Source organism: Pseudomonas sp. AC242, assembly GCF_979258655.1.
The window spans coordinates 684,731-703,267 of the sequence record NZ_OZ409873.1; the positions used below are offsets into that span (position 1 = coordinate 684,731).

Sequence of the window (18,537 nt, forward strand, 5' to 3'; positions counted from 1 at the left end):
TGCCCGGGCTGTCATGGCCCGCGCCGGCAAGGACTGTTTATGACTCAGCGACCGGGCAATCAATTGTTCGATGCCTACTTCACTGCCCGCGATATGCGCGAAGTGTTCTGCGATCAGGGCCGCGTGCAGGCGATGCTCGACTTTGAAGCGGCGCTGGCCCGGGCCGAGGCGCGGGTTGGTTTGATTCCTTCCTCTGCGGTGGCACCGATTGCGACGGCTTGCAGTGCCGGTCTGTATGATTTCGCGGCACTGGGCGAGGCGATTGCCACGGCCGGCAATTCGGCGATTCCGCTGGTCAAGGCGTTGGGTAAACAGATTGCCGCGACCGATGCACAAGCCGAGCGTTATGTGCATTTGGGTGCGACCAGTCAGGACGTGATGGATTCCGGGCTGGTGCTGCAATTGCGGCAGGCGCTGGCACTGATTGAAAGCGATCTGGCGCAATTGGCCGATTCCCTCGCGGTTCAGGCGCAACGTTACGCCGCCACGCCGCTGGCCGGACGCACCTGGCTGCAACATGCGACGCCGGTAACCCTCGGCATGAAAATCGCCGGATGGTTGGGCGCTGTCACTCGCAGTCGTCAGCGCCTGCGCGAACTCAAACCGCGTTTGCTAGTGCTGCAATTCGGTGGTGCATCCGGGACCCTCGCCGCGTTGGGCGAACAGGCCTTGCCGATTGCCCAAGCGTTGGCCGAAGAACTGCAACTGACCTTGCCCGAACAACCGTGGCACACCCAGCGTGATCGCGTGGTCGAGTTCGGCGCAGTGCTCGGTTTGATCGCCGGCAGCCTCGGCAAATTCGGCCGCGACATCAGCCTGTTGATGCAGACCGAAGCAGCAGAAGTGTTCGAGCCATCGGCACCGGGCAAGGGTGGCTCGTCGACCATGCCGCACAAGCGCAATCCAGTGGGTGCAGCGGTGTTGATTGGCGCAGCGACGCGCGTGCCCGGTCTGGTCTCGACGCTGTTCAGCGCGATGCCGCAGGAGCACGAACGCAGCCTCGGCCTGTGGCATGCCGAATGGGAAACCTTGCCGGAGATTTGCTGCCTCGTTTCGGGGTCGCTGCAACAGGCTCGGTTACTCGCCGATGGACTGGAAGTCGATGCCGAGCGCATGGGCCGAAACCTTGAATTGACGCAGGGGCTGGTGCTGGCCGAAGCCGTGAGCATCGTCCTTGCCCAGCGTGTTGGCCGCGACACCGCGCATCATCTGCTTGAGCAATGCTGCAAACGCGCGGTGGCCGAACAACGCCATTTGCGCGCCGTGCTCGGTGACGAACCGCAAGTCACCGCCGAGTTGAGCAGCGCTGAACTCGATCAACTTTTGAACCCCGCCCATTACCTCGGTCAGGCGCAAGTCTGGGTCGAGCGTGCGGTGGCCGAACACAACGCATTGTCTGTCTGAAAGGAGAGGGCTGTGGCTTTCGTTCAACTCGCCGATGGCGAACTGCACTATCAAATTGAAGGTCCGGTCGATGCGCCGGTGCTGGTGCTGTCCAACTCGCTGGGCACTGATCTGCACATGTGGGACGCGCAGATGCCGGCATTTACCGAGCATTTTCGCGTGCTGCGTTTCGATACCCGTGGCCATGGCCAATCGCTGGTGACGCCGGGGCCTTACAGCATCGAACAACTGGGTTATGACGTGCTCGGTCTGCTGGATGCACTGCATATCGAGAGTGCGCATTTCTGTGGATTGTCGATGGGCGGCTTGATCGGCCAATGGCTGGGGATCAACGCCGGGCATCGCCTGGACAAGCTGATCGTCTGCAACACAGCGGCAAAAATCGGCGATCCGTCGGTGTGGAATCCACGCATCGAAACCGTGTTGCGTGACGGCGCGGCGGCGATGGTTGCCTTGCGTGATGCATCGATTGCTCGCTGGTTTACCCCGGATTTTTCCGCTGCACATCCGGCCGCAGCCAAGCAGATTACCGACATGCTCGCGGCCACTTCGCCTGAAGGTTATGCGGCCAACTGCGCGGCGGTGCGTGATGCCGATTTCCGCGAGCAACTGGCGTCGATCAACGTGCCGTTGTTGGTGATTGCCGGCACTGAAGACGCGGTGACGCCGCCGGCCGGTGGGCATTTCATTCAGGAGCATGTACGCGGTGCCCAGTACGCCGAGTTCTACGCGGCGCACCTGTCCAACGTGCAGGCTGGCGCGGATTTCAGTGATCGTGTGTTGGCGTTTCTAAACGCCTGATAAGGGGATTTTCGTGGACGAGAAACAACGTTACGACGAAGGCATGCAAGTGCGCCGCGCGGTGCTCGGTGATGCGCATGTCGATCGCAGCCTGACCACGCTGACCGAGTTCAACTCGGAGTTTCAGGAGATGATCACCCGGCATGCTTGGGGTGATATCTGGACGCGTCCGGGTTTGCCTCGGCATACCCGCAGCCTGATCACCATCGCCATGCTGATCGGCATGAACCGCGAAGGCGAGCTGAAACTGCATCTGCGCGCGGCGGCCAATAATGGTGTGAGCCGGGGCGAGATCAAGGAAGTGATCATGCAGAGCGCGATCTACTGCGGGATTCCGGCGGCGAATGCGACGTTTCATCTGGCTGAATCGGTTTGGGATGAGCTAGGAGTCGAATCCCGGGAGTGATGTTGCCTGAGCTGACGCCATCGCTGGCAAGCCAGCTCCCACAGGTTTTTCAGGTGTGCACAAAATCTGTGTTCGCTGAAAATCCCTGTGGGAGCTGGCTTGCCAGCGATAGCAATAGTGGCCGCGACCAATCAAACCGTGGCAACAATAAATATCCGCTTGAACGCAAACAACGTATGCCCATCCCCCTCCTGCGGATAATGCTCATGCACCCGCATCAGGTAGTGATAAATAAACCGCGTCTGTTCCGCTGAATTCAGCGCCTGCATCACCGGCCGCAGCGCCGAGACCTTCACCCAGTCGTACACCGGTGATTTGCCGTCGACTACCTGCAACTGCTCGGTCTCCCAGATATCCAGCGACGAGGTCAGCGGCGCGAGCAAACGGTAGTAATCCTCCAGTGCCAACAACGGCCGTGCGGTCATGCGCTGACGCAGTTCTGGTGTGCCTATTGGCGTGCCGCCGGGGCCGCCGTCTTCGAGGGTGTCGAGCATCAGCCGATACCACAGCGCATCGCGCCAGTCCGGCATGTGCGCCGCCAGACAACCGCCGGGATTCAGATAACCGAGCAGGTGCGGCAGCAGCGTTTCATGGCCCCCGATAAAGTGCAGTACGGCGGCAGCGAGCAGCAGATCCGCTGGCTGCTCCGGCCGCCAGTCGAGCAGATCGCAACACTTCCACTGCGCCCGGATCGGCAGACAGCGCGCTTCATCGAGCATCTGCGTGGAGCTGTCGACGCCCTGCAACTGCGCGCGCGGCCAGCGTTCGGCCAGCAACTGCGTGGCAATGCCGGTGCCGCAGCCAAGGTCGTAAATACGTTGCGGGTTCGGCAGGTCGACACGGTCGAGCAATTCATTGACCGGGCGTTGCCTGAGACGGGAAAACTGCTGGTACGCCTTGGCGTCCCAGTCGGGTGTTGCGAGACGAGAGATCATTGAGGGGGTCCTCCGGTGATCGTTGGTGTCTTCCGATGACAACCTGGCTCCCAGCTTGAGGACCGACTACGACGACGGAAGCGGAAAGGTGAAGCACCTGAGTCCTTCAGGTTTTGTCACTTTACCTGCCGACCGGCAAAGTGCCACTTCTCCTGACCAGTGGCGAGAATTCCAATGTAGAGCTGCCGCAGGGGTGGATCGGTGTTTAGAGGAGGCTGATCGGGTAGCTGACGATCAAGCGGTTCTCGTCGAACTCGTTGTTGCTGAAGTCCCGGCGCATGGTCGAGTTGCGCCACCGGACGTTGAGATCCTTCAGCGCGCCGCTCTGCACGGTGTAGCCCAGTTCCGATTCGCGGCCCCATTCCTTACCGTCGGTGATCGTCCCGGTGTGCACGTTGTCGCCGCTGATATAGCGGTTCATCAGGGTCAGGCCGGGGATGCCCATCGCCACGAAGTTGTAGTCATGGCGCACTTGCCAGGAGCGTTCCTGCGCATTGTCATAACTGGCGTTGTAGCTGTCGTTGGCCAGCGTGCCGCCGCTGGTGCCGTTGACCCGCATCCAGGCGCTGTCGCCAGTGAGTTTCTGCAGGCCGACGTAGAAGGTGTTGCCGCCGTACTTCGCCGAGAACATGCCCGACCAGGTCTTGTTGTCGAGATCGCCGGCGCGGGCGCTACCATCGTCCTTGCCATAGAAGAAGCCGAGGTTAGCGCCGAGGGTCCAGTCGCCGAGTGGCTGGCTGTGAATCAGGTTGACGTATTGCTGGCTGTAGATGTCCTTGAGTTCGGCATTCCACAGGCCGATCTGTGTGCGTTTTTCGTTGAAAACGTATTCACCGCCCTGAAAGTTGAAGCGATCAGAGGTGAACGCCGCTTTGCCGGTCATCGACATGTCGCTCATGCTGCTGTCGTCGCGCGGGCTGTTGGCGCGGAACTGGCCGCCGTAGAGGGTCAGGCCGTCGATTTCTTTCGAGGTAATCTGCCCGCCACGAAAGGTCTGCGGCAGCGAGCGGCCGTCGTCCGAACGCAGGATTGGCAGCACCGGCATCCACTCGCCGACCTTCACTTCGGTCTGCGAAAGCTTGGCTTTGAAGGCGACGTTGGTGCGGCCGAAGTTGTCCGCTGGGCGTCCATCGCGATCCAGTGGCAGCAATTGGGTGCCGCCGGTGCCTTTGCCGCCATCGAGCTTCACCGAATACAAGCCGAGCACGTCCAGGCCGAAACCGACGGTGCCTTGGGTGAAGCCGGATTTCGCGTCGAGGATGAAGCTCTGCGTCCACTCTTCGGCCTTGCCCTGAGCTTTGGTCGGATTGGTGAAGTTGCGGTTGATGTAGAAGTTGCGCAGGTTCAGGTTGACCTTGGCCCCTTCGATGAAACCGGCCTCTTCAGCCGCAGCGGGCAGCGCCGCGCCGGCCAAGGCCAGGACGATCAGACCGGGAAATGCGTAAGGCGCAGGGGAGGTTGTCATAGCTGGGGTCTCTCTTGTTTTTTTAGGGCGAACGGGTGCGCTGCGGCCGTTTTTTACGGTGCAGAAATGCGATGAATTCAGGGGGTGAGGCGACGGCGATCAGCCGGTCGGAGCAGGGCGCGGGAGCATGGTGTCGAACCTGTTGTTATTGGTTTTGTTGATCGAATGGTGCGGGGGGCGGTGGTGGGGATTCAATCGGCAGAAGCGGTTTTTGGGCGATTATCGAACGCAAGATTTGCTCGGGGTTTTGGGTGAATGGGAGGGCCTCATCGCTGGCAAGCCAGCTCCCACAGGTTTTTGTGTCGTTCACAATGTTGGGTACACCACAGAACATTGTGGGAGCTGGCTTGCCAGCGATGGGGCCAGCCCAGACACCACAACTTTCAGACAGGCAACAAAAAGCCCACCAATCGGTGGGCTCCTTGTGTTCACCTGATGATCAGAACAACTTCATCTTCGGTGCTTCTTCTTTCAGCGGTTCGTTCTGCGCGGTTTGTGCATTCCAGCCACCGCCCAATGCCTTGTACAGGTTGACCGCACTGGTCAGCTGCGCGAGGCGGTCGGTGATCAGCGCTTGTTGCGCGCTGAACAGCTGACGCTGGGCATCGAGGAAGGTCAGGTTGCTGTCGACACCGATGCGGTAGCGACGCTCGGCCAGGCGGTAGTAATCCTGGTTGGCCTGCACGAAGTCACGCTGCGCTTGCAGCTGTTCGGTGTAGGTCTGGCGGGCGGCGAGGCCGTCGGCGACTTCCTGGAAGGCCGTTTGAATGGACTTCTCGTAGTTCGCCACGCCAATGTCCTTTTGGATCTTGGCGTAGTCGAGGCTGGCGCGCAGGCTGCCGGCGTTGAAGATCGGCAGGTTGATCTGCGGCTGGAACAGCCACGTCCCCGAACCACCCTTGAACAAACCGGACAGATCCGGGCTCAGGCTACCCGCGTTGGCGGTCAGGCTGATGCTCGGGAAGAACGCTGCACGGGCCGCGCCGATGTTGGCGTTGGCCGCTTTCAGGTTGTACTCGGCCTGCAGAATGTCCGGACGACGTTGCAGCAAGTCAGAAGGCAGACCCGGCGGCACGTCGCTGAGCAGGTCATCGGACAGCGGCTTGGCCGTTTGCAGATTGGCCGGGATACCGGTGCCGAGCAGCAGGGTCAGGCTGTTTTCGTCCTGAGCCACTTGGCGGGTGTAACGCGCCAGTTGTGCCCGGGCGTTTTCCACCGAGGTGCGCGATTGCGCCAGGTCCAGTGCCGAAGCGACACCGACTTCGTTGCTGCGGCTGGTCAGCTTGTAGCTTTCTTCGAAGGCACCGAGGGTGTCTTGGGTCAGCTTGAGCAGTTCCTTGTCCGCTTGCCAGGTCAGGTAAGCGTTGGCGACGCTGGCGACCAGACTGATCTGGGTGCTGCGGCGTGCTTCTTCAGTGGCGAAGTATTGTTGCAGCGCTTGCTCGCTCAGGCTACGAACGCGACCGAACAGGTCGAGTTCATAAGCGCTGATGCCGACGGTGGCGGAATACGAACTGCTGATCATCGAGTCGCCAGTCGTCGACGCGCGAGCCGGCAGACGTTGACGGCTGCCGCTGGCATTGGCCGAAACCGCCGGGAACAGGTCGGCGCGCTGGATGCGGTATTGAGCCGCATAGGCGTCGATGTTCAACGCCGCGACACGCAGGTCGCGGTTGTTTTCCAGCGAAACCTGGATCAGCTGTTGCAGCGCCGGGTCATGGAAAAACTGCTTCCAGCCTTGCTCGGCAGCGGCCTGCGCCGGAGCCTGGGCCGGCGAGTACGCCGGCCCCTGCGGGTACTGACCTGCGACCGGAGCCTCAGGCTGCTGATAGTCAGGTATCAGCGAGCAACCGCTCAGCACGAAGGCGGCGACTGCGATGGAGAGTAGCGACTTGCTCATTGGCCAGCCTCTTTAGGAGTTTCAGTAGCCTCATCCTCGTCAGCGATTTTACGCTGGCCCAGGGACGAAACCGTAACGAAGAACAGTGGGACCCAGAAGATCGCCAGGATCGTGGCCGTGAGCATACCGCCAATCACGCCCGTACCGATCGCATGTTGACTGCCTGAACCGGCGCCGGTGGAGATCGCCAACGGTACAACACCGAGGACGAAGGCCAGCGAGGTCATGATGATCGGTCGCAGACGCATGCGGCAGGCTTCAATCGCCGCGTCCCGCAGGCTGCGTCCCTGTTCATGCAGTTCCTTGGCGAACTCGACGATCAGAATGGCGTTTTTAGCTGCCAGACCGATGGTCGTCAACAGCCCCACCTGGAAGTACACGTCGTTGGACAGACCGCGCAGGCTGGTGGCCAGCAGCGCACCGATGATCCCCAGCGGCACCACGAGCATAACCGCGATCGGAATCGACCAGCTCTCGTACAGCGCCGCCAGACACAGGAACACCATCAGCAGCGACAGGGCGTACAGCGCCGGCGCTTGCGAGCCGGACAGACGTTCCTCATAAGACAGACCGGTCCAGGAGATACCGACACCCGCCGGCAGCTTCTTGGCAATCGCTTCGACTTCGGCCATCGCATCACCGGTGGAGTAACCCGGCGCCGGAGAACCGAGGATCTCCATCGCTTCTACACCGTTGTAACGCGCCAGTTTCGGCGATCCGTAGATCCACTCGCCCTTGGCGAACGCGGAGAACGGCACCATGGTCCCGGCGCTGTTGCGCACGTACCACTTCTTCAAGTCTTCAGGGCTCATGCGAGCACCGGCCTGACCTTGCACGTACACCTTCTTCACCCGACCACGGTCGATGAAGTCGTTGACGTAGCTACTACCGAAGGAGATCGACAGCGTGCTATTGATGTCGGCAATGCTCACGCCGAGGGCCTGGGCCTTCTGATCGTCGATTTCCAGGTGGTATTGCGGCTCGTCGTTCAGGCCGTTCGGACGCACCTGATAGAGCACCTTGCTCTGCGCTGCCAGACCGAGGAACTGGTTGCGCGCTTCCATCAGTTTTTCGTGACCGATACCGGCGCGGTCCTGCAGGAACACGTCGAAACCGGTGGCGTTACCCAATTCCAGTACCGCTGGCGGGGCGAAAGCAAACACCATCGCGTCGCGGAAGCTGAAGAAGTGTTGCTGCGCACGTTGGGCGAGGGCGAACACGCTGTTGCTCGCGTCACGCTCGTCCCACGGTTTGAGCATGATGAACGCCAGACCCGAACTCTGACCGCGACCGGCGAAGTTGAAGCCGTTCACGGTAAACACCGAGGCGACCGCGCCGGATTCTTTCTCCAGCAGGTAGGAACGCATTTCGTCGATCACGACTTGCGTACGTTCGGCACTGGAACCGGCCGGGGTTTGCACCTGGGCGAACAGTACGCCCTGGTCTTCTTCCGGCAGGAACGCGGTCGGAATACGGGTGAACAGCCAGATCATGCCAACAACGATCAGCAGATACGCCAGCAGATACGGGGCTTTGCGCGACAGCATGTTGCCAACGCCGCGCTCGTAGCTGCGAACGCCACGGTCGAAGTTACGGTTGAACCAGCCGAAGAAGCCTTTTTTCGGTGTGCCGTGCTCGCCTTTCGGAATCGCCTTGAGCATGGTTGCGCACAGCGCCGGGGTGAAGATCAGCGCGACCAGTACCGACAGGGCCATGGCCGAGACGATGGTGATCGAGAACTGCTTGTAGATCACACCGGTGGAACCGCTGAAGAACGCCATCGGCAACAGTACCGCCGACAGAACCAGAGCAATACCGACCAGTGCGCCCTGGATCTGGCCCATGGACTTCTTGGTCGCTTCCTTCGGTGACAAGCCTTCTTCGCTCATCACCCGCTCGACGTTTTCCACCACGACGATGGCGTCGTCCACCAGCAAGCCGATGGCCAGCACCATACCGAACATGGTCAGGGTGTTGATGCTGAAACCGAACGCCGCGAGGATGCCGAACGTACCGAGCAATACCACCGGCACGGTCATCGTGGTGATGACGGTGGCGCGGAAGTTCTGCAGGAACAGGAACATCACCAGGAACACCAGCACGATCGCTTCGACCAGGGTTTCAACCACACCTTTGATCGATTCGGTTACCACCGGGGTGGTGTCGTACGGGAACACCACTTCCATGCCTTGCGGGAAGAACGGCTTGAGTTCGTCAATCGTCTTGCGCAGGGCTTTGGCGGTGTCGAGGGCGTTGGCACCGTTGGCCAGTTTCACCGCCAGACCGGACGATGGCTTGCCGTTGAACTGTGCCGAGATGGTCGAGTTCTCACCGCCCAGACCGACATCGGCGACGTCGCCGACGCGCACTTGCGAGCCGTCCTGATTGACCTTGAGCAGAATCGCCTTGAACTGCTCGGCGGTCTGCAGACGGGTCTTGCCGATGATCGTCGCGTTCAGTTGCTGGCCTGGCAGCGCCGGCAAACCGCCGAGCTGACCGGACGACACCTGAACGTTCTGCGCCGAGATGGCGGAGCTGACGTCAGCCGGGGTCAGGTTGTACTTGTTCAACTTGGCTGGATCGAGCCAGATGCGCATCGCGTACTGGGCACCGAAGACCTGGAAGTCACCGACACCGGCGGTCCGCGAAATCGGATCCTGCATGTTCGACACGATGTAGTTGGACAGGTCGTCCTTGGTCATGCTGCCGTCACGCGATACCACGCCAATGACCAAGAGGAAGTTTTTCACTGCCTTGGTCACGCGGATACCTTGTTGCTGCACTTCCTGCGGCAACAGCGGGGTGGCCAGGTTCAGCTTGTTCTGAACCTGTACCTGCGCGGTGTCGGAGTTGGTGCCTTGCTCGAAGGTCGCGGTGATGGTCATGCTGCCGTCGGAGTTACTTTCCGAGGACACATAACGCAGGTTGTCGATACCGTTGAGCTGCTGCTCGATCACCTGGACCACGGTGTCCTGCACGGTTTGCGCCGAAGCACCCGGGTAGGTCACGGAGATCGCAATGGCTGGCGGCGCAATGCTCGGGTACTGGTTGATCGGCAGTTTCAGGATCGAAAGTGCCCCGACCAGCATGATCACCAGGGCAATTACCCAAGCGAAAATCGGACGGTCGATGAAGAATTTTGACATGGATTACTCCCCTTTGCCGCCGGCGGCTTTGTCAGCTGCCTGAGCGGGGGCCGGGTTCTTGTTGCCTACGTTAGTGGCTTCGGACGGGTTGACCTGAACACCTGGGCGCACGTACTGCAGGCCTTCGGTGATCAAGCGATCGCCGGCCTTCAGGCCGTCTTCGATCAGCCACTGGCTGCCGACAGTGCGGCTGGCCTTGAGCTGACGCAGTTCAACCTTGTTGTCGGGGCCGACGACCAGTGCGGTCGGAGTGCCTTTGAGGTCGCGGGTCACGCCTTGTTGCGGTGCCAGAATGGCGGCGGCGTTGACACCGGCCTGCAACTGGGCGCGGACGAACATGCCTGGCAGCAGGGTGTGATCCGGGTTCGGGAACACTGCACGCAGGGTCACCGAACCGGTAGTCGGGTCGACCGTGACTTCGGAGAATTCCAGCTTACCGTCGAGCTTGTACTGGCTGCCGTCTTCCAGGGTCAGTTTGACTGCTGCCGAGTTTTCGCCGGATTTTTGCAGACGACCGCTTTCCAGCTCACGGCGCAGTTCCAGCAGTTCAACCGAAGACTGGGTAACGTCAACGTAGATCGGGTCCAGTTGCTGGATCGTCGCCATTGCGTCGGCCTGACCATTGCTGACCAGTGCGCCTTCGGTGACCGAAGAACGACCGATGCGGCCGGAGATCGGCGCATAGACCTTGGTGTATTTCACGTTGATCTGCGCGCTCTGCAGCGACGCTTCCGATTCCATGCGGTTGGACACGGCCGTGTCGTATTCCTGACGGCTCACGGCCTGCTCGTCGACCAGTTGCTTGTAGCGGTCGGAGATCGACTTGGTCGAACGCAGGCTGGCTTCGGCGCTTTTCAGGGTCGCTTCATAGACCGCCGGATCGATCTGATACAGCTGTTGGCCGGCTTTGACATCGCCGCCTTCCTTGAACAGACGCTTGAGAATGATGCCGTTGACCTGCGGTCGAACTTCCGCAATACGGAACGCACTGGTGCGACCCGGCAGCTCGGAGGTGAGGGTAAAGGCTTGTGGTTGCAGGGTGACGACGCCGACCTGAGGCGGAGGAGCGGCCGGTGCCGCTTCTTCCTTTTTACATCCGCTGAGCAGCGATGCCAGGGCGACGGCAGTGACCAGAGCGGTAACAGCTGGCTTGAATTGCATGAAGATCCTCGGGTCAGGCGCGCAAAAAGCGCACAAGAAGTGTGTAAGGGTAAAAAAAGGATACCGGGTGGATAAGTAGCTTGCTAAGGAATATACTTACGTTCATGGTTGTTTGTAAATACCTTGGCGTCGTATCCACCCTGTTACAAAACTCGTCGCAAGGTTTGAAATTGTAGGCCGGGGAGCTGATCCGTGAGAGATCGCCCCCTCTTTATTCAGCGGATATTCAGCCATCCCTGAAACATCCTGTTTGAGGTTTTACTGTCATGGTCCGTCGTACCAAAGAGGAAGCTCAAGAAACCCGTAGCCAGATTCTGGAAGCGGCGGAGAAAGCCTTTTATGAAAGGGGCGTCGCTCGTACGACGTTGGCCGACATCGCGGCCTTGGCCGGGGTCACGCGCGGTGCCATTTACTGGCATTTCAGCAACAAGGCCGACCTGGTCCAGGCCATGCTGGATTCGCTGCGTGAGCCGCTGGATGAGTTGGCCAGGGCCAGCGAAAGCGAAGATGAACTCGATCCACTGGGCTGCATGCGCCAACTGCTGATTCATTTGTTTCATCAAGTTGCGCTGGACCCGAAAACCCGGCGTATCAACGAAATTCTGTTTCATAAGTGCGAGTTCACCGATGAAATGTGCGATTTGCGCCAGCAGCGCAGGGACGTCAGTCTCGATTGCAATGAGCGCATCGCTCTGACGTTGCGTAATGCGGTAAATCGCGGCCAATTGCCGGAAGATCTCGACACTGCCCGTGCGGCCATCAGCATTCACAGCTATATCGATGGCCTTCTGTATGGATGGCTTCTGGCGCCGGACAGCTTTGAGCTGCATGCCGAGGCCGAACGTTGGGTCGATACAGGGTTGGATATGCTGCGCCTGAGCCCCAGCCTGCGCAAATGAAACAAAATGCGTAATTGGCACAGCCTATGTCAATTGGCCTGCCTTTATATAGCTTCGCAGCGGGGGGAGTTTAAACGTAGCGAGCTACGCATTTTGTAGGGAATTTGTGTCTTCTGTGTGAATGAGTGTGAGCCGCTTGCCCTCACCCTAGCCCTCTCCCAGAGGGAGAGGGGACTGACCGAGGTGTTCTTGCAAGTTACACCGACCTGAAAAACCCAGTCGAACTCCGAATTTGAAAACTACACAAATCGGCCCCCTCTCCCTCGGGAGAGGGCTGGGGTGAGGGGCTGCGTACTCAGCCGCGCAATCAATCTCCCGGCGAACACAAAAAAGCCCCCGATTCTCTCAAGTCGGGGGCTTTATGTTTCTAGTGCTTACAGCGCTGGATAGTCGATATAACCCACCGGGCCTTTCGCATAGAACAACTCCGGACGCGCATCATTCAACGGCGCATCCGCCTTCAAGCGCGCCGGCAGATCCGGGTTGGCAATGAACGGCACACCAAACGCCACGGCATCAGCCTTGCCGCTGGACAGCCACTCATTAGCGCTGTCCTTGGTGAAGCGTTCGTTGGCGATGTACGGGCCGCCAAAGGCTTCTTTCAGTTGCGGGCCGAGGCTGTCGGCGCCTTCTTTCTCACGGGAGCAGATGAACGCGATGCCGCGTTTGCCCAGCTCACGAGCCACGTAAGTGAAGGTTTCTGCCAGGTTGTCGTCGCCCATGTCATGGGAGTCGGCGCGCGGTGCCAGGTGCACGCCGACACGGCCGGCGCCCCAGACTTCGATCGCGGCGTCAGTCACTTCCAGCAGCAGGCGTGCACGGTTTTCCAGCGAGCCGCCGTAGTTGTCGGTGCGCTGGTTGGTGCTGCTTTGCAGGAATTGGTCGAGCAGGTAACCGTTGGCGCCGTGGATTTCCACGCCGTCGAAACCGGCGGCCTTGGCGTTCTCGGCACCGGTGCGGTAGGCGTCGACAATGTCGGCAATTTCAGCGGTTTCCAGGGCACGCGGGGTTGGGTAGTCGGCCAGTGGGCGCACCAGGCTGACGTGACCTTTCGGCTGGATGGCGCTAGGTGCCACCGGTGCTTCACCGTTGAGGTACGACGGGTGCGAGACGCGACCGACGTGCCACAGTTGCAGGAAGATCTTGCCGCCAGCGCCGTGAATGGCTTTGGTCACGTTGGCCCAGCCGCGCACTTGATCGTTGGACCAGATGCCCGGGGTGTCCGGGTAGCCAACGCCCATCGGCGTCACCGACGTGGCTTCGCTGAGGATCAGGCCAGCGGAAGCACGCTGTACATAGTATTCAGCCATCAGCGCGTTCGGCACACGGCCTTCGTCGGCGCGGCAGCGAGTCAACGGGGCCATGATGATGCGGTTGGCCAGTTCGATGTCGCCCAGTTTGATCGGATCAAAAATAGTTGCCATGTCTACAACCCTCGTAGGTGAAAGTTAATCAGTTGGTAGCAGGGGCCAGATCGGCATTGCCGTTCTGACGGAAAGTAATCAGGGTCACCAGCAGAGCGAGCACGGCCAGCGCGGCGGCTGCGAGTGGCACGCTGGTCAGGCCGTAGCCGTGAGCGATGACACTGCCGCCGACCCAGGCGCCGAGGGCGTTGCCGACGTTGAAGGCGCCGATGTTCAGGGTCGAGACCAGATTCGGTGCGGCTTTGCCGAAGGTCACCACGTTGACTTGCAGCGCCGGTACGGCGGCAAAACACGCGGTGGCCCAGAGGAACAGGGTGATTTCGGTGGGGATCAGCGCGACGCTGGTCCAGGTCAGTACGGTCGAGACCACGGCCATGGCGATGAACACGCCGATCAGCGTCGCGGCCATGCCCTTGTCGGCGAGTTTGCCGCCGATGATGTTGCCGACAGTCAGGCCCAGGCCGATCAGCATCAGCGTCCAGGTCACGCCACGCGGCGACACACCGGTGACTTCGCCGAGCAGCGGGGCAACGTAGGTGAACAGGGTGAAGACGGACGCGGCGAACAGCGCGGTCATGCTCAGCGACAGCCAGATTCCGGCACCTTTGAGGGCGGCGAGCTCGGCGCGCATGTCGAGCTTCTCTTCGTCACGTTTGGCCGGCAGGAAACGGATCAGGCCGATCAGCGCAATCACACCAATGACGGTCACCGCCCAGAAGGTCGAGCGCCAGCCGTATTGCTGACCCAGCGCAGTGCCCAGCGGCACACCGAGGACGTTGGCCAGGGTCAGGCCGGTGAACATCAAGGCCACTGCCGAAGCGCGTTTATTCGCTGGCACCAGATTGGCCGCGACGACAGAACCGATGCCGAAGAACGCACCGTGGCACAGCGCAGTGATCACCCGGGCGAACATCAGCACGTTGTAATCACTGGCAATCGCACAGAGCAGGTTGCCGACAATAAAGATGCCCATCAACGCCACCAGTGCTGCTTTACGCGGCAGTTTGGCGGTGGCCATCGCCATGAACGGCGCACCGATGGCCACGCCGAGGGCGTATCCGGTCACCAGCCAGCCGGCGCCGGGGATCGACACACCGAGGTCAGCCGCCACATTGGGCAGCAGGCCCATGATGACGAATTCGGTGGTGCCGATGGCGAAGGCGCTCAAGGCGAGGATGAGGAGCGAGAGGGGCATGCAGGTTTCCTTGTCGGCTGGCTGACGTTAAGGGTCAGAGCTCTTTACTGAGGGTGCTGAGGAACGCCTGGATCACGTCCTCGTTTCGTTTGAAAAAGTGCCATTGACCGGCCTTCTGGCTGCTGATCAGACCGGCGCGTTGCAACGTCGCGAGGTGTGCAGAAACGGTCGACTGCGACAAACCGCAGCGCTGATCGATCTGCCCGGCGCAGATGCCGTACTCGTGGTTGTGCAACTGTTCCGGAAATTCGTTCTTCGGGTCTTTCAGCCAGTTGAGGATGTCTCGCCGTACTGGGTGCGCCAGGGCTTTTATTATTTCGTCGAGGTCGAGGTTCATGGCAGGGTGCTCACAATGTGTACAACGTTATATCGCGATGTGGCGAAATATAAATCGTTAGATCGCGATACACCAATATGATTTTGATCTGACGCCAGCATAAATTGGTATATCGCGTTATAACGATACATAGGTGTATGGCTTATGGGCCGCAGTGCTAAGCTGCGCCCATGAACTATCTCGCACATTTACACCTCGGTGGCCAGCGCCCCGGGCAACTGCTCGGCAGTCTGTATGGCGACTTCGTCAAAGGCCGGCTGCAAGGGCAGTTTGCGCCCGAGGTCGAGGCGGCCATTCAATTGCATCGACGGATCGATGTATTCACCGATCGCCATCCGCTGGTGGATATCGCCCTGGGGCGGTTTTCCGACACGCGCCGGCGTTATGCCGGGATTGTGCTCGATGTGTTTTTCGATCATTGCCTGGCGCGGGACTGGCGGCTGTATGCCGATCAGCCGCTGGAGGTTTTCACCGCTGACGTTTATCGGGTTCTGACCCGCGAGCGGCAACTGCCCGAGCGACTGGCGAAGATTGCCCCGCACATGGTCGCCAATGACTGGCTGGGTTCGTATCAGGAATTTGAAGTGCTGGAGCAGGTGTTGCGCGGGATCGCGCGGCGCTTGAGCCGGCCGGAGGAACTGGCGGGTGCGATGCAGGAATTGCGGCGGTTGTATGAGCCGCTCAGTGAAGACTTCCGGCTCTTCTACCCGCAACTCCAGGACTTCGCCCAATCCCCACCAACACCCTGAATCCCTGTGGGAGCTGGCTTGCCAGCGATGGCGTCAGCACATTCAACATTCGTGTCGGCTGGTCTACCGCTATCGCTGGCAAGCCAGCTCCCACAGGGGCCAAGGCGATTTCAGGATTTGTATTTCAGGCAGCGATTGCCGGACGCATTGGGGATTGTAGGGTTTCCGGAATTGCGCCAAACAACGCCTTCTGCACCGCCTGCTGCGCTTCAAACGCCAGCGCAGCACGCTCTCGTCCCTGACAGGCCATCGGCTTGAGCAAGTGCACTTCAACATCGCCGCAATCATTGCTGAACAGGCGCATCAGGTGCGAGAGCAGATCATCATCACCAATGAACGGTGCCAGCGAGTCGATTTCGCCGTCACGCAGATAACGAATCGCCACCGGTTGCAGCATCACGTCGGAATCAATCGCCGCCGCCAGCAAACGGCCGTGAAAGGTGCGCAGCGAACGGCCATCGGTGGTGGTGCCTTCCGGAAACATCAGCAACGCATGCTCGGTTTGCAGATGACGGGTCATCTGCTTGCGGATCAACTGGCTGTCGCCCGAACCGCGACGGATGAACAGGCTGCCAGCCTTCGCCGCGAGCCAACCGGCCACCGGCCAGGTGCGCACTTCGGCCTTGGACAGAAACGACAGCGGCGTGAGCATGCCGAGCAGCGGAATGTCGGTCCACGACACATGATTGCTGACCCACAGCATCGGCTGCTTCGGCAGCTCACCGTGCACCGTCACCCGAAAGGGCAGGGCGTTGCTCAGGCGCGCCATGAAGAAGCGCGACCAGCGCTGACGCCGCTCCATCGAATGCGCCAGGCCAATGCGTTCAAACACGCCAAAGACGCTGGCCATGGTCAACCCCAGCGCCACCACCAGCAGCACCCGCGCGATCCGCGCGTATACGCGCAACCGGCTCATCACACGGCCGCCTTGAAGTGCTTGGCGTAGCGCGGGCAGAGTTCGTCGCGTTTGAGCAGGATAAACACGTCGGCGACCTGGAAATCTTCGTCCCAGCACGGCTCGCCGCAGATCTTCGCGCCCAGACGCATATAAGCCTTGAGCAGTGGCGGCATTTCCGCGATCACGTTCGATGGAATATCCAGCGTCGGCAGCGGATTTTTCGGCTCGGCGCGCAGGTGTTCGGTGCACAGATAACGTTCGCGCAGGCGCTGCATGATCGCGTGGGCCTGGATGCCGCCGTCCTGCATGGGGATGCTCGCGCAACCCATCAGATAGCTGTAGCCGCCCTGATTCAGCACTTCGGCCAACTCGCCCCACAACACCGCAATGGTGCCGCCGTTGCGGTACGCCGGGTCGACGCAGGTGCGGCCGATTTCGAGGATCGGGCCTTGCAGATGGGCGAGGCCGTGCAGGCTGAATTCTTCTTCGCTGTAGAACTTGCCGAGGCTGCTGGCGGCGGTGTGATCAAGCAAACGCGTGGTCGCGACCAAACGGCCGGTGTTCAGATCACGCACGCCGATGTGGCTGCAGTGAACATCATAATCATCCATGTCCAGACCCAGCTCCGCGCCTTTCAATTTGGCGTTGAACTCGCCGCTGAAGACGTTGAAGCGCAGGGCCTGGGCTTGCTGCAAGGCCTCGGCGCCGATCAGGCGTTCGGCTTGCAGGCGGCGTTCATTGCCGGTGTCGCTGATGCGGGCGATCTGAGTCATGTGAATCTCCGTACGGGCCTTTAACCCGTCGTGGGTTGCAGCCGATCGACTTTCTTTATGCAGCCGTGTTGTGCAAAGTCAGGCTATGTAGCCCCGGTGTCATCGCCATGAACCTTTGGTGATGCTTATATGACAGACCACGAGGAGCCTCTTATGCCCTGGCCAGATCTGCTGCACAGCCCTGACCGATTGCCCGCCGTTGCTGACCTGGCCGAGGGTTTTGCGACGTTGTTGCAGCAACTGGGCAACGTCACGCCGTTCGAATTGGCGGTCGCGGGCGGGCGGCGGATGGCGACGCCGGGGCTGGCGTTTTTAGTCGGATATCAGGCGGCCTTGCGCATGTTGTGGCCGAGTGCGCCGCTGAGCCTCGGTGCGTTGTGTGCGACCGAACAGCGCAGTCTGCGTCCGTCTGACATGCTCACGCGGCTGAGCGATTTGCGCCTGAGTGGGCGCAAGGATTTCGTCACGGCCGGCGATGCGGCGGACTGGTTGCTGATCGCTGCGCGCAGTGAAGCACCCGGTGAAACGCCGCGCTTGAGTCTGGCGGTGGTGTATCCCGGCGAGCCCGGTGTGACGGTAGAGAAACTGCCGGCGCTGCCATTGATGCCGGACATCAGCCATGGTCGGCTGCAGCTTGATAACGCGTTGTGCGAGTTGTTGGCCGGCGATGGTTGGGACGCTTACGTCAAACCGTTCCGCACCCTGGAGGACGTTTATGTGCTGAGCGCGATGACCGCGTGGCTGTATGGCGTCGGACAGGACAGCGACTGGCCGCAAGCGCTGCAATTGCGTTTGCTGGCGCTGTTGGCCGGGTGTGCCGAGGCGAGCCGGCAACCGCCGAACAATCCCGCCGGACATGTGTTGCTGGGTGGGTTGTTTGCGCAGTTTGCGGCGCTGGAGGGGGAGGTGAGTCAGGCCTTGGCTGACGGGCCGGCAGAATGGGCGCAGATGTGGCAGCGCGATCAAGGGGTGATGCAGTTGGCCGCAGGGGCCAGGGCCAAGCGCTTGGCCAAGGCTTTGGCGGCGGGCTGAAGGGCCTCATCG

16 protein-coding genes are annotated in these 18,537 nt (G+C 60.6%); 6 read left to right on the forward strand and 10 right to left on the reverse strand.

Annotated features, from left to right (window positions below):
- The first annotated feature begins 39 nt into the window (after positions 1-39).
- From ACZZ0A_RS03100 to pcaC, 3 genes are read left to right on the forward strand one after another with little or no spacing between them, the layout of a single operon-like run.
- Positions 40-1,404 carry a 3-carboxy-cis,cis-muconate cycloisomerase gene (locus ACZZ0A_RS03100; RefSeq protein ID WP_463542496.1) on the forward strand — a complete coding sequence of 455 codons (1,365 nt, stop codon included), beginning with the start codon at positions 40-42 and terminating at the stop codon, positions 1,402-1,404.
- A 12-nt stretch (positions 1,405-1,416) separates the two neighbouring features.
- Positions 1,417-2,205 (forward strand): 3-oxoadipate enol-lactonase, encoded by a 789-nt coding sequence (gene pcaD / locus ACZZ0A_RS03105; RefSeq protein ID WP_123376356.1) that lies wholly within the window; start codon positions 1,417-1,419, stop codon positions 2,203-2,205.
- Positions 2,206-2,218: 13 nt separating this feature from the next.
- Positions 2,219-2,611, forward strand: coding sequence for a 4-carboxymuconolactone decarboxylase (gene pcaC, locus ACZZ0A_RS03110; RefSeq protein ID WP_007917093.1), 393 nt, complete (start codon positions 2,219-2,221; stop codon positions 2,609-2,611).
- A 131-nt stretch (positions 2,612-2,742) separates the two neighbouring features.
- Here the strand turns inward: pcaC and ACZZ0A_RS03115 are convergent, their stop codons facing one another.
- The 5 genes from ACZZ0A_RS03115 to ACZZ0A_RS03135 form a co-directional block, all read right to left on the reverse strand.
- Positions 2,743-3,546 (reverse strand): methyltransferase domain-containing protein, encoded by an 804-nt coding sequence (locus ACZZ0A_RS03115; protein WP_463542497.1) that lies wholly within the window; start codon positions 3,544-3,546, stop codon positions 2,743-2,745.
- 205 nt (positions 3,547-3,751) lie between these two features.
- The gene (locus tag ACZZ0A_RS03120) at positions 3,752-5,011 is read right to left on the reverse strand and encodes an OprD family porin (protein ID WP_414893909.1); all 1,260 of its coding nucleotides are present in this window, start codon (positions 5,009-5,011) and stop codon (positions 3,752-3,754) included.
- Between the two features lie 439 nt (positions 5,012-5,450).
- Positions 5,451-6,911 carry an efflux RND transporter outer membrane subunit EmhC gene (gene emhC, locus ACZZ0A_RS03125; protein WP_095113831.1) on the reverse strand — a complete coding sequence of 487 codons (1,461 nt, stop codon included), beginning with the start codon at positions 6,909-6,911 and terminating at the stop codon, positions 5,451-5,453.
- Positions 6,908-10,057, reverse strand: coding sequence for an efflux RND transporter permease subunit EmhB (gene emhB / locus ACZZ0A_RS03130; RefSeq protein WP_007917083.1), 3,150 nt, complete (start codon positions 10,055-10,057; stop codon positions 6,908-6,910). Before emhB ends, emhC begins: the two co-directional genes overlap by 4 nt.
- Positions 10,058-10,060: 3 nt before the next feature.
- Complete coding sequence (locus ACZZ0A_RS03135) at positions 10,061-11,218, reverse strand: efflux RND transporter periplasmic adaptor subunit (protein ID WP_007917081.1); 1,158 nt, start codon at positions 11,216-11,218, stop codon at positions 10,061-10,063.
- 266 nt (positions 11,219-11,484) lie between these two features.
- On the opposite strand from ACZZ0A_RS03135, the gene emhR reads away from it, so the two are divergent.
- Complete coding sequence (gene emhR / locus ACZZ0A_RS03140) at positions 11,485-12,117, forward strand: efflux system transcriptional repressor EmhR (protein WP_007917080.1); 633 nt, start codon at positions 11,485-11,487, stop codon at positions 12,115-12,117.
- A gap of 374 nt (positions 12,118-12,491) precedes the next feature.
- Here the strand turns inward: emhR and ACZZ0A_RS03145 are convergent, their stop codons facing one another.
- Genes ACZZ0A_RS03145 through ACZZ0A_RS03155 form a run of 3 tightly spaced genes read right to left on the reverse strand, consistent with a single transcriptional unit; the run spans position 12,492 to position 15,073 of the window.
- On the reverse strand, positions 12,492-13,541 hold the full coding sequence (locus ACZZ0A_RS03145; protein ID WP_463542498.1) for an alkene reductase: 1,050 nt from the start codon (positions 13,539-13,541) through the stop codon (positions 12,492-12,494).
- A gap of 28 nt (positions 13,542-13,569) precedes the next feature.
- Entirely contained in the window at positions 13,570-14,736 is a 1,167-nt protein-coding gene (locus ACZZ0A_RS03150) for an MFS transporter (RefSeq protein WP_007917078.1), read from the reverse strand.
- A gap of 34 nt (positions 14,737-14,770) precedes the next feature.
- Positions 14,771-15,073 carry an ArsR/SmtB family transcription factor gene (locus tag ACZZ0A_RS03155; protein WP_007917068.1) on the reverse strand — a complete coding sequence of 101 codons (303 nt, stop codon included), beginning with the start codon at positions 15,071-15,073 and terminating at the stop codon, positions 14,771-14,773.
- Between the two features lie 170 nt (positions 15,074-15,243).
- Between ACZZ0A_RS03155 and ACZZ0A_RS03160 the strand changes: the two genes are divergently transcribed.
- Positions 15,244-15,822 carry an acyl carrier protein phosphodiesterase gene (locus ACZZ0A_RS03160; RefSeq protein WP_123376352.1) on the forward strand — a complete coding sequence of 193 codons (579 nt, stop codon included), beginning with the start codon at positions 15,244-15,246 and terminating at the stop codon, positions 15,820-15,822.
- Positions 15,823-15,946: 124 nt separating this feature from the next.
- Here ACZZ0A_RS03160 and ACZZ0A_RS03165 read toward each other — a convergent pair whose 3' ends face one another.
- Together ACZZ0A_RS03165 and olsB are read right to left on the reverse strand one after the other, a co-directional pair.
- Positions 15,947-16,738, reverse strand: a complete 792-nt coding sequence (locus ACZZ0A_RS03165; protein ID WP_007916278.1) for a lysophospholipid acyltransferase family protein — start codon at positions 16,736-16,738, stop codon at positions 15,947-15,949.
- Entirely contained in the window at positions 16,738-17,493 is a 756-nt protein-coding gene (gene olsB / locus ACZZ0A_RS03170; RefSeq protein WP_007916280.1) for an L-ornithine N(alpha)-acyltransferase, read from the reverse strand. The genes ACZZ0A_RS03165 and olsB overlap by 1 nt, the downstream gene beginning before the upstream one ends.
- A 153-nt stretch (positions 17,494-17,646) precedes the next feature.
- Here olsB and ACZZ0A_RS03175 point away from each other — a divergent pair, with 153 nt between their 5' ends.
- A complete protein-coding gene (locus ACZZ0A_RS03175) occupies positions 17,647-18,525 on the forward strand; it encodes an acyl-CoA dehydrogenase middle domain-containing protein (protein ID WP_463542499.1) in 879 nt (292 codons plus the stop codon).
- The last annotated feature ends 12 nt before the right edge of the window (positions 18,526-18,537 follow it).

Excerpts from the sequence above, each read along its gene's own strand:
- ACZZ0A_RS03165 (WP_007916278.1), bottom strand. The coding sequence starts at position 16,738 with ATGAGCCGGTTGCGCGTATACGCGCGGATCGCGCGGGTGCTGCTGGTG.
- ACZZ0A_RS03120 (WP_414893909.1), bottom strand. The coding sequence starts at position 5,011 with ATGACAACCTCCCCTGCGCCTTACGCATTTCCCGGTCTGATCGTCCTG.
- ACZZ0A_RS03135 (WP_007917081.1), bottom strand. The coding sequence starts at position 11,218 with ATGCAATTCAAGCCAGCTGTTACCGCTCTGGTCACTGCCGTCGCCCTG.
- ACZZ0A_RS03175 (WP_463542499.1), top strand. The coding sequence starts at position 17,647 with ATGCCCTGGCCAGATCTGCTGCACAGCCCTGACCGATTGCCCGCCGTT.
- ACZZ0A_RS03160 (WP_123376352.1), top strand. The coding sequence starts at position 15,244 with ATGAACTATCTCGCACATTTACACCTCGGTGGCCAGCGCCCCGGGCAA.
- ACZZ0A_RS03115 (WP_463542497.1), bottom strand. The coding sequence starts at position 3,546 with ATGATCTCTCGTCTCGCAACACCCGACTGGGACGCCAAGGCGTACCAG.
- ACZZ0A_RS03145 (WP_463542498.1), bottom strand. The coding sequence starts at position 13,541 with ATGGCAACTATTTTTGATCCGATCAAACTGGGCGACATCGAACTGGCC.
- emhR (WP_007917080.1), top strand. The coding sequence starts at position 11,485 with ATGGTCCGTCGTACCAAAGAGGAAGCTCAAGAAACCCGTAGCCAGATT.
- emhB (WP_007917083.1), bottom strand. The coding sequence starts at position 10,057 with ATGTCAAAATTCTTCATCGACCGTCCGATTTTCGCTTGGGTAATTGCC.
- ACZZ0A_RS03155 (WP_007917068.1), bottom strand. The coding sequence starts at position 15,073 with ATGAACCTCGACCTCGACGAAATAATAAAAGCCCTGGCGCACCCAGTA.
- ACZZ0A_RS03150 (WP_007917078.1), bottom strand. The coding sequence starts at position 14,736 with ATGCCCCTCTCGCTCCTCATCCTCGCCTTGAGCGCCTTCGCCATCGGC.
- emhC (WP_095113831.1), bottom strand. The coding sequence starts at position 6,911 with ATGAGCAAGTCGCTACTCTCCATCGCAGTCGCCGCCTTCGTGCTGAGC.
- olsB (WP_007916280.1), bottom strand. The coding sequence starts at position 17,493 with ATGACTCAGATCGCCCGCATCAGCGACACCGGCAATGAACGCCGCCTG.
- ACZZ0A_RS03100 (WP_463542496.1), top strand. The coding sequence starts at position 40 with ATGACTCAGCGACCGGGCAATCAATTGTTCGATGCCTACTTCACTGCC.